Raw genomic sequence first — 13,186 nt, forward strand, 5'->3', positions numbered from 1 at the left:
TTACACATACTTGTCGGCTGCTGATGTGAACGATAACTGACGCTGCGTCAAAATGACACGACGGGTATGGATCAATTGCTCGAGCGTGTGCAAGTTCTGGTCGCGATCACGGCCGGGAGAGATATGCGCACAGTCCGCGGTGCCCTCCACGCATCATCGCTTCATGATTCCACTCGAACAGCGGCTTCGCGACCTTCGCGGCCAGACCAAGCGCTCCGGACACCGCTACCTGTTGCCGAAATTCGGCTGTGCAACCAGATCCAGCGGGGCGCACCGCCCAGCTACTCCACCCGGTCATTGCGCCGGTGAGACGCACTTTCAGAAAGCGGTCAACTGAGTCTTCCACCTCGCGTCGCCCGAAGACCAGCAGCGTCAGAGGGACAGCGCTGCGGATGGACATGGAGCCTGAATGCTCGTCGATCGTCCCGACTCGGCGTATCTGAGGCCACCACTGCGAATACTGTTCGGCATCCGCGAGAACCTCGTAGACGCGGTCAGCAGAGGCAGGAAGCGTCCAGACGCTGTGGAAGTCGAAGTCGGTCACGGTTCAGTCCGTCTGCGCAGCAGCAGTCACCCAAGCACCGTAACCCGAACCGCGGGTGCCTACTCGCCGGGCTTGCTCAGTATTCGAATGTCTCCACCCGTCGCAGGATCTCCTCCGCGATCTTGGCGGGACTCCCGCCCACGTCGACGACGATGGCCTGCTCGTCCGGGTCGACGGCCTCGAGTGTCGAGATCTGGGAGTCGAGCAGCGAGGCGGGCATGTAGTGATCGAGGCGAGCGGTCAATCGCTGGCCGATCTGATCCCGCGAACCGGCGAGGTGCACGAACACGACGTGCTCACCGCGAAGCACGTCGCGGTAGCTGCGCTTGAGTGCCGAACACGTGACGATGCCCGGCTGACCGGCGTCGGTATGGCTCTTGATCCAGACGGCGATCTTGTCGAGCCAGGGCCAGCGGTCTTCGTCGTTCAACGGATGCCCGGTCGCCATCTTGTCGATGTTCGCCTGCGGGTGGAGATCGTCGCCTTCTTGAAGGTCCCAACCCATCGCTCCGGCGAGCATGCCGCCGACCGTCGACTTTCCCGAACCCGAGACACCCATCAGGACGAGCACGGGATACTGCTTCTGCTGTGCCGCTTCGGTGTTCATGTGCTCGCCTACCTAGATGAATGCGCTCAACACGAGCACTCCGGCCAGGCCCGATACCGAGATGATGCATTCCATCACGGTCCAGGTCTTGAGGTTCTGTACCACGCTGACGCCCAGATACTCCTTCACCAACCAGAATCCGGCGTCGTTGACGTGCGAGAGGAAGAGCGAGCCCGCACCGATCGCCAAGACCATCAGCGAGACATGTGCGGACGAGAGGTCTGCCGCAACCGGAGCGAGGATGCCCGACGCCGTCACCGTTGCCACCGTTGCCGAACCTGTTGCGACGCGGATCAATACCGCTACCAGCCAGGCCAGGAACAGCACGGGGAGGCTGCTGCCCTTGATCGCGTCGGCGATCACTCCGGCGATACCGGTGTCGATCAGGACCTGCTTGAAACCACCACCGGCGCCGACGATCAACAAGATGCCTGCGATGGGAGGTAGGGAACTCTCGAGTGACTTCGAGATGGCCTTGCGGTCCATTCCGCCGCCGCGACCCAGCAGCACCATACCGACCAGAACCGCGAGACCCAAAGCCACAACGGGTGTTCCGAGGAAGTCGAGGACGGACTTGGGGAGTGCCTCGGAATCGGGTGCGATCACGTCTGCAAATGCTTTGCCCAGCATGAGAACAACCGGGAGGAGGATCGCTGCGAGAGTAGCCGCGAACGAGGGACGCTGCTTCTTCTCTTCCTCGCCTCGATCTTCGCCTGTGACAAAAAGATCCGGGACCTTCACGTCGACCCACCGCGCGGCGTACTTACTGAAGACCGGTCCGGCGAGAACAACCGTGGGGATCGCGACGAGGACACCGAGAGCGAGGGTGAGGCCGAGGTTTGCGTTCAAAGCCGAGACGGCAACCAGTGGCCCGGGGTGCGGGGGAACCAAACCGTGCATGGCCGAGAGGCCGGCGAGGGTGGGGATCGCGATGCGCATCAGGGACAAGCCGGAACGCCGCGCGACGAGGATGATGACCGGCATCAACAGCACGAGACCGATTTCGAAGAACATCGGCAGACCGATCACTGCGCCGACCAGAGCCATGGTCCACGGAAGCGCCTTGGTGCTGGAACGGCCGACCAGCGTGTCGACCACTCGGTCGGCACCGCCGGAATCGGCGAGGAGTTTGCCGAACATCGCGCCGAAACCGATCAGGATTCCGACGCTTCCCATGGTCGACCCGAAGCCGGTGGCGAACGCCGCGACCGACTCGGCCGATCCGAGGCCGGCCGCCAAACCTACGCCCACCGCGCCGATGGACAGCGCGAGGAAGGGATGCAGGTCGAGCCAGGTGATCAGCGCGATGATGACCGCGACGCCGGCGACTGCAGCGATGATCAATCGTGCGTCGCTACCAGCGGGGACGACCTCGGCCGCCAGCAATGCTGTGGTGTTCATAGGGACTCCCAGTCCGATGAGTGATTGAGGTCACTGTTCCTTAATTAACCTACAATTTCAAGAGCAGACACTAATTTGTAGTATTTATTCGGCTTCCGCCGGGCTTACTCCATACGCATGGGACGATCTACGTATGCCTTCTGTCCCGTTTCAGCAGTTACACGACTCGATGCTGGAACAGCTCGGCCAAGACATAGTCGGTGGTGTGCTCGCTCCGGGTACCACGATCTCCGCCGACGAGGTGGCAACGCGCTACGACGTGTCGCGAACCGTCATCCGCGAAGTTGTCCGCGTTCTCGAATCCCTCGGACTTGCCTCGGTTCGTCGACGCGTCGGAATCACCATCCTGGGCTCCGAACACTGGAACTCGCTCGACCCCAATGTCATCCGCTGGCAACTGGCCGGTCCTGATCGGTTCGAGCAGCTGTCTATCCTCAGCGAACTCCGTTCCGGCATCGAACCTCTGGCTGCGCGACTCGCCGCAACTCGCGCCACACCTGAGCAGTGCGGCGCTCTCACTGCAGCCGTCATCGGCATGTCAGCTACCTCTCGCGCTGCCGATACCGGCGCCTATCTCGGCCATGACTCCGACTTCCACCGCACCCTGCTCGCCGCCTCCGGTAACCCGATGCTGCGGGCGATGTCGCAGATCGTCGTCGAGATACTCGAAGGCCGCACCCGCCACTCGTTGATGCCCCACGAGGCCGACCCCGAAGCGATTCACCTGCACGGAGTGGTCGCATCGGCCATTCAGGCCGGAGACGCCGACGCCGCGGAAGCCGCCATGCGCTCGATCGTCGCGGAATCCGCAGAAGCGGTCGAAACAATGCGCGAAAGCCCCGAACCGCCGCCTCATCTGTAAGTCGAGCCACAGACTCGGCGGAATTGGCCCGCAACTGCTCCGCAAGTGGAACGCTTGGCGCCATGACAGCACTCGCTACCCAGAACAGCGCACTCTGATGGCCCGCCCGGTACGCGTCGTCGTCCTCGGTGCCGGATCGTGGGGAACCACGGTGGCCGGCCTCGCCGCCCGCAACACCCCGACCCTGTTGTGGGCACGCAATTCCGAAGCAGCCGACGAGATCAATTCGCAACGGACCAACTCCAAATACCTTGGTGAGCGCAAACTTCCCAAGGGGCTCAAGGCAACCTCGGATCTGGTCGAAGCCGCCCGCGAAGCGGACGTACTCGTATGCGGGGTGCCATCGCACGCCGTTCGCTCCACCCTCGCCGAGATCGCCAACGAGGTTCGGGCGTGGGTCCCGGTGTTGTCACTGTCCAAGGGTCTCGAGCCCGGCACCCGGCAGCGCCCCACCGAAGTGATCGCCGAGTGCCTGCCCGGCCATCCCGTCGGACTGCTCGCGGGCCCCAACATCGCCAAGGAGATCGTCGACGGCATGGCCGCGGCATCGGTCGTGGCGACCCAGGACGATCGTGTCGCCGCCGCGCTGCAACCCCTGTTCGCGTCGTCGGTCTTCCGCGTCTACCGCAACACCGACGTGCTCGGCTGCGAACTCGGCGGCATCCTCAAGAACATCGTTGCCATCGCCTCGGGCATGGCCGACGGTCTGGGAGTCGGTGACAACACTCGTGCGATGGTGCTCGCACGTGGTCTCGCCGAGATGACCCGACTCGGTGAAGCGATGGGCGCCAACCCACGCACCTTTGCCGGCTTGACGGGCGTCGGCGATCTGATTGCCACCTGCATGGCTCCGACTTCTCGGAACCGTCGCGTCGGCGAAGCTCTGGCGCAGGGGTTGACCGTCGAGGAGGCGGTCGCCAAGCTCGGTCAGGTCGCCGAGGGCGTCAAGACCGCCCCCACTGTCATGGATCTGGCCCGTGAATACGGCGTCGACATGCCGATTGCCGCGGAGGTCGAGGCCGTCATCGGTGGTCGCCAAAGTGCCAGCGACGCATATCGCGGACTTCAGAAGGTTGCCCCGGGCGGCGAGCACGAAGTGGCGTGAGGAAGATCTACAGGTATCTAGCGATTTGGCTAGATACCTGTAGATCGCCCGAGATCACGGAATTGGAGCGTCGACGAAGATGTCGATCGCCAACGGTGACTGACCGCCGTACTGCGAGAAATCCGAGATCCCCGCCTCGCGCAAGATCTCGACGTCGAGCACTGTACGACCGGTATCCGTGCCGGCGGGACGCCCGAGAATCTCGACAGCCGCATCGGCCATGATCTCGGGTGAACGCGAGTGCTCGATACTGTCGTCTCCCCCGAGCAGGTTTCCGACAGCGGCCGTGGCGATCATGGTCTCCGGCCACAGGCAATTACTCGAAATCGGTGCACCTGAATACTCTGCGGCGATACCCAAGGCCGCCAATGTCATTCCGTATTTGGCCAACATGTAGCCCGGATGAGCACCCAACCAGTGCGGCGAAAAGTTGAGCGGCGGCGACAGCGTCAACACGTGCGCATTGGCCGAAACCCGAAGGTACGGAAGGCACGCGCAGGTGAGCGCGAAGGTACCACGGACATTGACCTGCTGCATCAGATCGAATCGCTTCATCGCGAGATCTTCGGTTTTCGAGATGTCGAGGACGCTCGCGTTGTTGACCACGATGTCGATGCCACCGAAGTGCTCTACCGCTGCAGCCACGGCCCGCGCGATGTCGTCGTCGTTCCTCACGTCGCCGACGACCGGAACGGCATGACCCTCAAGCTCGTTCAACTCGTCCACAGCCGTGTGGATAGTTCCGGGCAGCCTGGGATCCGGCGTATCGGCCTTGGCGAGCAACACGATATTTCCGCCGCGGCGCGCTATCGCACGGGCGATGGCAAGTCCGATGCCACGGCTTCCCCCGGACATGATCGCGGTTCGTCCGCGGAAGTTCTTGTCGTCCAAAACGAATCCTTGTCATCGTCGACGGTCTTCGTCGTTGCGGGTGTGGCCGCGGGAAGTCCCGGCACGACCACTCGTCGACTTCCACGATATGAGCGCCTTCATGCGATGACTACGTCCGCAGAGCATCAACAATCGTTGGTCCGTTGTCCTGACGGGACAACGGATCAATCCGGTCAGCCACCCACCGGGCGCAGAATCCACCATCCGCCGAGCACGAGCACCGCGACGTTCACGAGCAGGAACAACCCGACCCAGACGATCGCGGGTATCGGTGAGAGCCTGGCCAATTGGTCGGCGTCCGAGTCCGGTGCCCCGCCTCGTCGCATTCGCTGCCGTTGAAGTTCCACGACCGGGCGTGGTCCGGCAAAGAGGAGGAAGAGCGTCAGGAAGTACGCTGCGGCCACTTGCTGCTCCTGGGTCCCCCACCAGACGAGCCCGAACAACACGGCTCCCACGACTGCAAGTGAGAAGACTCCGTAGAGGTTTCGGATCAGGACCATCATCACCGCGATGACGAATACGCCGATCCACAGCACCGAGACCGCACGCTGCGCGCCCAACAACCCGGCCGCGCCGAGTCCGAGAATCGACGGTCCGACGTACCCCGCGAACGTCATCAGAATGACGCCGAAGCCGGTCGGTTTGCCCGACGAAATCGCGACACCCGACGTATCCGAATGCAGGCGAAGACCTTTCAACCGTCGACCGACCAGGACGGCGACGATCAGATGAGCGCCCTCGTGTGCGATGGTGACGACGTTGCGGGCGATCCGCCACAGGTGTGGTTCGAGAACGATGATCACGGCGATCAACGCGGCCAGTTGAACCACCCAGGCCGGCGGATTGGGACTGAGCGCCGCCACCCGATCCCACGCGGTTTCGAGCGCGTTCACTCCGCTTGTCCGCGCAGGTATCGGCCGAAGTGCGGGACCGTGAATCCGATGGACCCACGTTCTGCCGAATAAATCAGTCCCTTCTTGATCAGTCCATCGCGTGCCGGCGACAGGGAAGCCGGCTTGCGCCCCAACTCGACGGCGATCTTCGCGGTTGCGACGGGTCCGTCGTCACCGGCGAGATCGGCCATGGCGCGCATGTACTCACGCTCCGCGGGCGTTGCTCGCTCGTACCGTGATCCGAAGAAGCCGACAGCGAGTTCTTCCTCAGCCGTCGGCGCGCCGACGCGCACGTCTTCTGCCGTGATCGGACTCGACGCCGCCACATCCCACGTGGCCTTTCCGTAGGCCTGAACGAAGTACGGGTACCCGTCAGCCGCTTCGTAGAGGGCATCGAGCGCGGATTCGGTGAACTCGACGTCCTCACGCTCAGCAGGCGCAATCAGTGCCTGATCTGCAGCTTCACGCTCGAGGCGGTCGATCCGGTGGTAGCTGAACAGGCGCTCCGAGTAGCTTTTCGACGCCGACAGCACAGCAGGCAGATGCGGAAGCCCCGCCCCGACGACGATCAACGGTGCCGCGTCCTGACTCAACTCGTGGCAGGCCCCGCAGATCGCCGAGACATCCGCGGCAGCGAGGTCCTGCATCTCGTCGATGAAGATGGCGATCCCGACGCCCACATCCCTGGCCAGCGACGACGCGTCGAGCAGCAGCTCGACCAGGTCGATCTCGATGTCGCCGCTGTCTGCCCGACCTTTGATCGCGGGTGCGTCGATGCCTGGCTGCCAGCGCTCGCGCATTCCCTTGTCCGCAGTGGCGCGTAGGGCAAACGATTTGAGGACTCCGAGGAATTGGTCGACCCGCTCCGGATCGCGATGGGAGACCGCGATCTCTCGGACTGCCATGTGCAGCGCCGACGAGAGTGGGCGTCGTAAATCCTGATCGGGGCGCGCCTCGATCTTGCCGGTCCCCCAACTGCGGGAGATCGCGGCCGAGCGCAACTGATTGAGCAGGACGGTCTTGCCGACGCCACGCAATCCGGTGAGGACAACACTTCGTTCCGGGCGGCCACGCGCAATTCGCTCGAGAACGACGTCGAAGGCGTCGATCTGCTTGTCGCGCCCGGCGAGTTCCGGCGGGCGTTGACCGGCACCGGGGGCATACGGATTGCGCACGGGGTCCATGCCCATCGACGGTACAAGCCGAATAGACGAATATCCCGCTCTCTAGCGCGTGTCCTAGAGAGAACTAGGAACCGCAATATCGGCTCGACCTTGTCGAACCGGGCTCCGGCATCGTCGTCTAACCTTCCAGGCTTGACGCTCGGGCGAAGTCCCCGGCCACGTGGGCCCCAATTGCCCCGGCCAGAATGATTGCCGGATGCGCCGCGGCAAGATACAGCCCCGACACGCCTTCGGCGAAGCCCAGCAGCGGGCGGCCACCACGCGGGATGGGACGGTCAGCGACTACCGCCTCGATCAGTTCCACTTGGTCACCGTCCACGAGTTGACTGCGGATCGCGTGCAGCGTCGGCCCCGCAAGCTCACGAGCATCTCCGGAGAACCCGACCGGAGCATCTTCAGCCGCAATCAGTGTCGTGTCGTCCAATTGCCGGATCTCGAAATCCGGAGAGGAGAGTATTCCGTTCACCAATGGGTGGGGCGTCGAGAATCTGATGAGGCAACACGGGGAGGCGTCGACCTCGACGTCCACTCCCGCCGACGCCGCGAGTCCAGGGATCGCGGTACCCGCAGCGAGCACGGTGGCCGACCCGTAGACGGGACCGTCGGCAGTCATTACTCCGCACACTCTCATGCCCTCCGTGAACCCCCCGAGCGCACTGACACCGGAATACACTGTGGCACCGTATGCTTCGGCACCTTGCAGGAGCGATCGAGCGAACGCAACCGGGTCAACGCCACCGTCATCAGGCGCGTACGCTGCCACCACCGGGGCCGTCCGCAATCCCGGCTCACGAGCAAGGATTTCCACTTTACCGATGAGGTCGACGGGATGGCCGAGTGCTCGATGAGCATCTACGAACGCTCGGGTGTCCGCATCCGTCTCTTCCCAAGTGATCGCGCCTCTGCGGCGCAAACCGATTGGCTCGACGAGTTCGCGCTCCAGGCGGTCGAATTCGACTGCAGCGCCTTGCCGGAACGGATCTGCGTAAGTTTCTGCGGCACTCTTCGAGAGGCCGACCCAGGCAAAGGAGTTGCCGGTCACCCCTCCCGCCACCGAGCCGTGCTCCAGCACGGTGACTCGGAGACCAACGCGCGCCAGGTGATACGCGATCGACGCGCCGACGACGCCGGCACCAATCACCAGGATCGGACTGTCGTTTCGACCATTCGGATGCGTCACCAGTGGACCATATCTGCGAGCCGCAACCTGGATCCACTCAATTTGGATGCAAGGACGTCGGCGGTTAGCGAAGGACTAGGCCTGTTCCCGCTCGGCGCACATCGGAACCGATACGGTGTGCTCATGCTCTGGCGTTGGTTCGCAGTCGTGATCGTCATCCTTGCTGTCGCCGGCATTTGGCGGGTGACCACCCCCGAACGTCCTGTTGCCGCAATAGTCGACGCCGAAACGCTGACGTGCGCGCCCCCGTATCCGATCGGCCCACTCCAGACGACACCAACGGCAACGGTTCCAGACGATTTCGTACCCGTCGCCGCCGTCACGTGCGACCCGTTTGTCAGCGACAACGTGGCAGCCGACCGAACCGTCAGCTTCTCTGCTCACCGTTGGGAGGGCGATTTCAGTCGGGCGGTGGAAATGCTGAACCGCTCGTCCGCGCACAAGACTTGGTTCCCCGAAGGCTGCGGTGACAACTACAGCCTGGCTGTCCTGGACCAATTCTGGTTGGTCGACGATCGAGGCCGAGCAACTCGGCCGGGGTATCCCTCCGATTCGTGTGGACTGCCGAAACCCGGTGGCCTGGCCGCCATCAAGGAACTGACACCGGTCGGCAGTACCGAACACCGAATAGCGTTGTCCGACGATCAGATCTACGAACTGTCGCATTGCAGGCCGACCTACCGAGCAGCCACGACAGGTACAACGGCGCTGACATCGCTGTCGGCGGGCAGCGTTTTCTGCCGATTCTCCTCCACCGAATTCGTAGGCACATCGTCTACGACGGAAACCTTCGACGGACTTCCACCCGCTCCCGACTGTGACGCGGTGGCCACCGAGGTGGCGTCGACGATCTACGTGGACCGTCCTACGAACGAGGAACAATTACTCACCGTCGAACTCGACGGCTGTCGGCGCGTCATCGCCGACGGATACGCACCGATGCAAGCGTCGGACGAGCTGTTGGTGTCTTTCCGGTAGTGCTGCGCCACAATGCAGTTGATCTCCCGCCCGGATGCGTAGGTCCCGATGTGACCAGTGACAGCCCGCAATCCTGTCAGGCGCCCGGGAACTGAAGGTGCGCCTGGGTCTTTCCCAGAACCGTCTGGCCCTTGTGCGTGACTGTGACATCGATCCGCGTTGTCCGCATCGTGGCGTCGATCCGCGCGATCTTCGCAGTGATGGAGAGATCAGCACCATCGACGGCATCGACTACGACGGGTCGAGTAAAGCGAGTTTCGTACGAGAACACACCACTCGGATCGCCAACCCAGTCGACGATGGCCTTCAAAGCAATTCCGGCAGTGAGCATTCCGTGAGCCAGAACTCCCGGTAGCCCAGCCGCGGTAGCGATTGCGTCGTTGAAATGGATCGGGTTCATGTCGCCGGAGGCACCGGCGTAGCGAACTAGGTCATCACGAGTGAGGACCAGATCAACCTTCGCGACGATGTCACCGAGGACGAGGTTTTCGAAAACCGGCACGACGGGTACGGTCATGCGCCTTCTCCTCGCGCCAGCAGGGTCGAGGTGACCGTCGCAACCAAAGCGTCGGTCACGTCGTGGATCTCGGAAACTGTCGACAGGATCGCACTGCCTGCTCGCACTGTCACCCCTGTAATCGTCAGTGTCGTAGACAGGTCATCGCCGGCGACTATCGGACGCTGATGCTCGATCTTCTCGGAAGTATGCACCACACGAGTCGGATCGAGCCCAGTATCCGGCGTGCGCAGCAGTGCCATGATCGCTCGTTGCTGGACAACGGTTGTGAATGTTGTCGGCGCGATGACATCGACGAACCCGGCCTCCCTGGCGACACCGACATCATGGTGCAAGGGGTTGCTCGAACGCACCGCCAGAGCGAACTCGCGAATCTTCTCGCGCCCGACAAGGTACGAAGACGAGGGAAACACCCGGCCGGCGAGCGCTGGGTTCACAGGAGACATCCCGGAATACTAACGGCGGCCGACTTCGGGTTGATTCGTGGCCTGAGGTCTCGTCGGCCCGAGAATGCGATCGAGGAGACGCTCAACCAACTGGACCGCCAATTCTGCTGTGGCGTAGCCGGGAAGCATCCCCTGGGCGAGCCCGGCGACAGCCGCCAGAATGAGCTCGGCGTCGAGGTCGGGATCCATTGACGGCGCAACCGCGTCCCGATTGGTCACTCGTTGAAGCTGGCCGGAAATGAGCGCTGTCAACTCTCTTGGGGCAGTGAGGGTTTCCTCGGCGGCGATTCCTTGTCCGGTCAGTGCGGCAGCGTGGAAGGCGCCGAGAACAATCGCTTCCTCCCGACGTTGTCGATCGAGTGGGAGCATGCCAACAAGGAACGCTGAAATAACCTCGCGGGGTGTCGCTTCCGCGCCAAGAACAGACAACTCCTGCATCAAGCGAGCACCCGCATCCTGACGCACAGCTTGATGCGTCGCGAGAAGGAATTCCCGCTTCGTGCCGAAGTAGTACTGCACGAGTCGCACCGAAATCCCTGCCTCGGCAGCAACGGACTGAAATGTCACCGCCGCGAGCCCACCGTCGACAATCACTCGCCGCACCGCATCGGTGATCTCCCGTTGCCTCACTTCATGGTCGACCAGTCGCGGCATGAGGCTGTCCTTCCCCTTTCGAATGGATGACTTTGACTCGTTAATGATACGCACGTACCGCATTAGTGATACGGTCATACCATCAAAATTGAAAGCAGCGAGAGGGAAGCTCATGCCGAAGATCGGACGATTCAAGAACGAAGCATCAAAGCAGGCGTACCAGAGCATCTACCGAGAACTGGAGAGCACCTGGCCGGTTCCGTCGACACAACTCGACGTGCCGACATCGTTCGGAACCACCCATGTCCGTAGGTCGGGGACCGGCACGGAGACGCCGATCGTCCTGGTGCACTCTCTCGGGGCCAACTGTCTGCAATGGCACATCGTCATCGAGGACCTGTGCCGAGACCGAGTCGTGTACGCACTGGACACGATCGGCACACCAGGCCTCAGTGTCCAGACTTCTCCACTGACCGGGGAGTCCGACTTCGCCACCTGGATCAGCGAGGTATTGAACGAACTCGAGGTCGATCGCGTCCACCTGGTCGGCTACTCGCAGGGCGCGTGGCATGCCGTTCTCGTAGCACTTCATTCCCCTGAACGACTGGCGAGTGTGACGCTCATCGAACCGGGTGGAGTCTTCGACAAGCCCTCGTGGCGTGTGCTGCTGAAGATGGTCCGCGCCGGTATGCGCCGCACCGACAAGAATATTCGCAAGCTCAACGATTGGCTGTCCCCCGGGTACGTTCTCGGCGACCTCGAGTTCGCCCTCGCCAAGGAAGCGCTGAACTACCGGCCCGGTATCGGGTGGGCACGAATGCTCAAGGATGCAGAAGTGCAGTCGATTTCGGTTCCCATGCTCGTAATCTCCGGTGCTGAGACGGTGGTCTCCAACCCCGAGCAGGTGGCCGCGAGGTTAGCTGATCTTGTACCTGAAGCCGAAGTGGAGATCTATGCCGGAACCGGCCACGGAATCCTGGGACACATACCCGATCGGGTGATTCCCCGACTCATGAAGTTCGTCCGCAATCATGACGACGCGAAGCGGACGTGATCTCGCGGACCAGCCGCCGACAAGGTGGTGATGAAGCCGGTCAATCAGCTGGCCAAGGCGGTACAACTGACAGAGGAGAACATTCCTCTCCGACCACCGCGGTCAGGTAATGGTGGCCGTTGCCGCCGCCGTTTTGGTCGTGGCGGGAGGTCTGTGGTGGACGAAGACCATCTCCTCGCGCAGATACTCGGTGGCAGTGCTTCCGACTACGAGTCCGATTGACGATCACAGATGCGGACGTACCTGGGCTCGCGGTGACGGCCCGAGGTCGAACCCCCAGCGCCGCCCGAGCATTGGCGACCGACGCCGCCGAAGCTCTCTGTTCGATGTTCGAAGAAGCCAACGCAATGACTTCCGGAGGGTTCACGTTCACCGTCGTTCCACCGGGGAACTGACGGATCTATGGTCAGTAGCGCGGCCGCACCAGGTTTATGCCTGTTCGCGCTAGGCTGCGAGGGAGACGGCCTGTTCGAAGGTATGGACGAGCACTGCACGTCGAGCGACCTTGTGATCCTCGTCCGGTTCGAGTTCGTCAATGTAGCCATCCCACACGCGCAGATATCGATCGCGCCAGTCGATCAGCACTTGCGTCGATGGAAAGGTCACACCGACTCGTTTCGTCTGGGCAATATCGGTGAGGATCTCGAGCCACGCCGGCACCATCTCCCCGCCCCATTCATCCGGCTCCAGACTCGAATCGTCTTCGAACTCGGCAGTGATGTCGTCCACGATTCGACCGGTCAGGGCCCCAACCCATCCGCGACGGTGTCACTGTCAAAGTTTCCCGGACCCCAGACTCCCACAAGCCCTCCCATATCGATTGCGGATAAATTCAGGTCGACAGTCGCGTTGCCGTCGCAGCAGGCCGTGAGCGTGCTCGCAGTCGCAGGTCGGCAATTGCAAATTGGAGAATCTGCCGCCCGCTCAGTC

The 13,186-nt window shown here is 62.6% G+C and carries 16 protein-coding genes; 5 read left to right on the forward strand and 11 right to left on the reverse strand.

Annotation, left to right across the window (positions count from 1 at the left end; genetic code table 11):
* Positions 1-106: 106 nt before the first annotated feature.
* The 3 genes from ACYP01_RS13760 to ACYP01_RS13770 all read right to left on the reverse strand — a co-directional run bounded on the left by ACYP01_RS13760 (position 107) and on the right by ACYP01_RS13770 (position 2,552).
* A complete protein-coding gene (locus ACYP01_RS13760; protein ID WP_058226630.1) occupies positions 107-544 on the reverse strand; it encodes an SRPBCC family protein in 438 nt (145 codons plus the stop codon).
* 76 nt (positions 545-620) lie between these two features.
* Positions 621-1,151: a gluconokinase gene (locus tag ACYP01_RS13765; protein WP_030536532.1), complete on the reverse strand. Its 531-nt coding sequence runs from the start codon at positions 1,149-1,151 to the stop codon at positions 621-623.
* Between the two features lie 12 nt (positions 1,152-1,163).
* Positions 1,164-2,552, reverse strand: coding sequence for a GntP family permease (locus tag ACYP01_RS13770; protein WP_003939838.1), 1,389 nt, complete (start codon positions 2,550-2,552; stop codon positions 1,164-1,166).
* Between the two features lie 133 nt (positions 2,553-2,685).
* Between ACYP01_RS13770 and ACYP01_RS13775 the strand changes: the two genes are divergently transcribed.
* Positions 2,686-3,414 (forward strand): FadR/GntR family transcriptional regulator, encoded by a 729-nt coding sequence (locus ACYP01_RS13775; protein WP_030536531.1) that lies wholly within the window; start codon positions 2,686-2,688, stop codon positions 3,412-3,414.
* A 97-nt stretch (positions 3,415-3,511) separates the two neighbouring features.
* Positions 3,512-4,519 carry an NAD(P)H-dependent glycerol-3-phosphate dehydrogenase gene (locus ACYP01_RS13780; protein WP_003940093.1) on the forward strand — a complete coding sequence of 336 codons (1,008 nt, stop codon included), beginning with the start codon at positions 3,512-3,514 and terminating at the stop codon, positions 4,517-4,519.
* Between the two features lie 54 nt (positions 4,520-4,573).
* Here ACYP01_RS13780 and ACYP01_RS13785 read toward each other — a convergent pair whose 3' ends face one another.
* The 4 genes from ACYP01_RS13785 to ACYP01_RS13800 form a co-directional block, all read right to left on the reverse strand.
* Entirely contained in the window at positions 4,574-5,410 is an 837-nt protein-coding gene (locus ACYP01_RS13785) for an SDR family oxidoreductase (RefSeq protein ID WP_459680575.1), read from the reverse strand.
* Positions 5,411-5,583: 173 nt separating this feature from the next.
* Positions 5,584-6,303: a M50 family metallopeptidase gene (locus ACYP01_RS13790; RefSeq protein WP_003940327.1), complete on the reverse strand. Its 720-nt coding sequence runs from the start codon at positions 6,301-6,303 to the stop codon at positions 5,584-5,586.
* On the reverse strand, positions 6,300-7,487 hold the full coding sequence (locus ACYP01_RS13795) for an AAA family ATPase (RefSeq protein ID WP_459680579.1): 1,188 nt from the start codon (positions 7,485-7,487) through the stop codon (positions 6,300-6,302). Before ACYP01_RS13795 ends, ACYP01_RS13790 begins: the two co-directional genes overlap by 4 nt.
* A 118-nt stretch (positions 7,488-7,605) precedes the next feature.
* Positions 7,606-8,667, reverse strand: a complete 1,062-nt coding sequence (locus ACYP01_RS13800) for an NAD(P)/FAD-dependent oxidoreductase (RefSeq protein WP_459680582.1) — start codon at positions 8,665-8,667, stop codon at positions 7,606-7,608.
* 123 nt (positions 8,668-8,790) lie between these two features.
* On the opposite strand from ACYP01_RS13800, the gene ACYP01_RS13805 reads away from it, so the two are divergent.
* Positions 8,791-9,645: a hypothetical protein gene (locus ACYP01_RS13805; RefSeq protein WP_459680584.1), complete on the forward strand. Its 855-nt coding sequence runs from the start codon at positions 8,791-8,793 to the stop codon at positions 9,643-9,645.
* Positions 9,646-9,721: 76 nt separating this feature from the next.
* On the opposite strand, the gene ACYP01_RS13810 is transcribed toward ACYP01_RS13805, so the two are convergent.
* Genes ACYP01_RS13810 through ACYP01_RS13820 form a run of 3 tightly spaced genes read right to left on the reverse strand, consistent with a single transcriptional unit; the run spans position 9,722 to position 11,262 of the window.
* On the reverse strand, positions 9,722-10,162 hold the full coding sequence (locus ACYP01_RS13810; RefSeq protein ID WP_003940034.1) for a MaoC/PaaZ C-terminal domain-containing protein: 441 nt from the start codon (positions 10,160-10,162) through the stop codon (positions 9,722-9,724).
* Complete coding sequence (locus ACYP01_RS13815) at positions 10,159-10,608, reverse strand: FAS1-like dehydratase domain-containing protein (protein WP_019745537.1); 450 nt, start codon at positions 10,606-10,608, stop codon at positions 10,159-10,161. Before ACYP01_RS13815 ends, ACYP01_RS13810 begins: the two co-directional genes overlap by 4 nt.
* A gap of 9 nt (positions 10,609-10,617) precedes the next feature.
* A complete protein-coding gene (locus ACYP01_RS13820) occupies positions 10,618-11,262 on the reverse strand; it encodes a TetR/AcrR family transcriptional regulator (RefSeq protein ID WP_003939902.1) in 645 nt (214 codons plus the stop codon).
* Between the two features lie 112 nt (positions 11,263-11,374).
* On the opposite strand from ACYP01_RS13820, the gene ACYP01_RS13825 reads away from it, so the two are divergent.
* On the forward strand, positions 11,375-12,256 hold the full coding sequence (locus ACYP01_RS13825) for an alpha/beta fold hydrolase (RefSeq protein ID WP_050654557.1): 882 nt from the start codon (positions 11,375-11,377) through the stop codon (positions 12,254-12,256).
* A gap of 218 nt (positions 12,257-12,474) precedes the next feature.
* Positions 12,475-12,651 carry a hypothetical protein gene (locus ACYP01_RS13830; RefSeq protein WP_172827042.1) on the forward strand — a complete coding sequence of 59 codons (177 nt, stop codon included), beginning with the start codon at positions 12,475-12,477 and terminating at the stop codon, positions 12,649-12,651.
* Positions 12,652-12,700: 49 nt separating this feature from the next.
* Here ACYP01_RS13830 and ACYP01_RS13835 read toward each other — a convergent pair whose 3' ends face one another.
* The gene (locus tag ACYP01_RS13835) at positions 12,701-12,985 is read right to left on the reverse strand and encodes a DUF4259 domain-containing protein (RefSeq protein ID WP_459680589.1); all 285 of its coding nucleotides are present in this window, start codon (positions 12,983-12,985) and stop codon (positions 12,701-12,703) included.
* Positions 12,986-13,186: the final 201 nt, after the last annotated feature.

The organism is Rhodococcus sp. no. 34, from assembly GCF_054589475.1.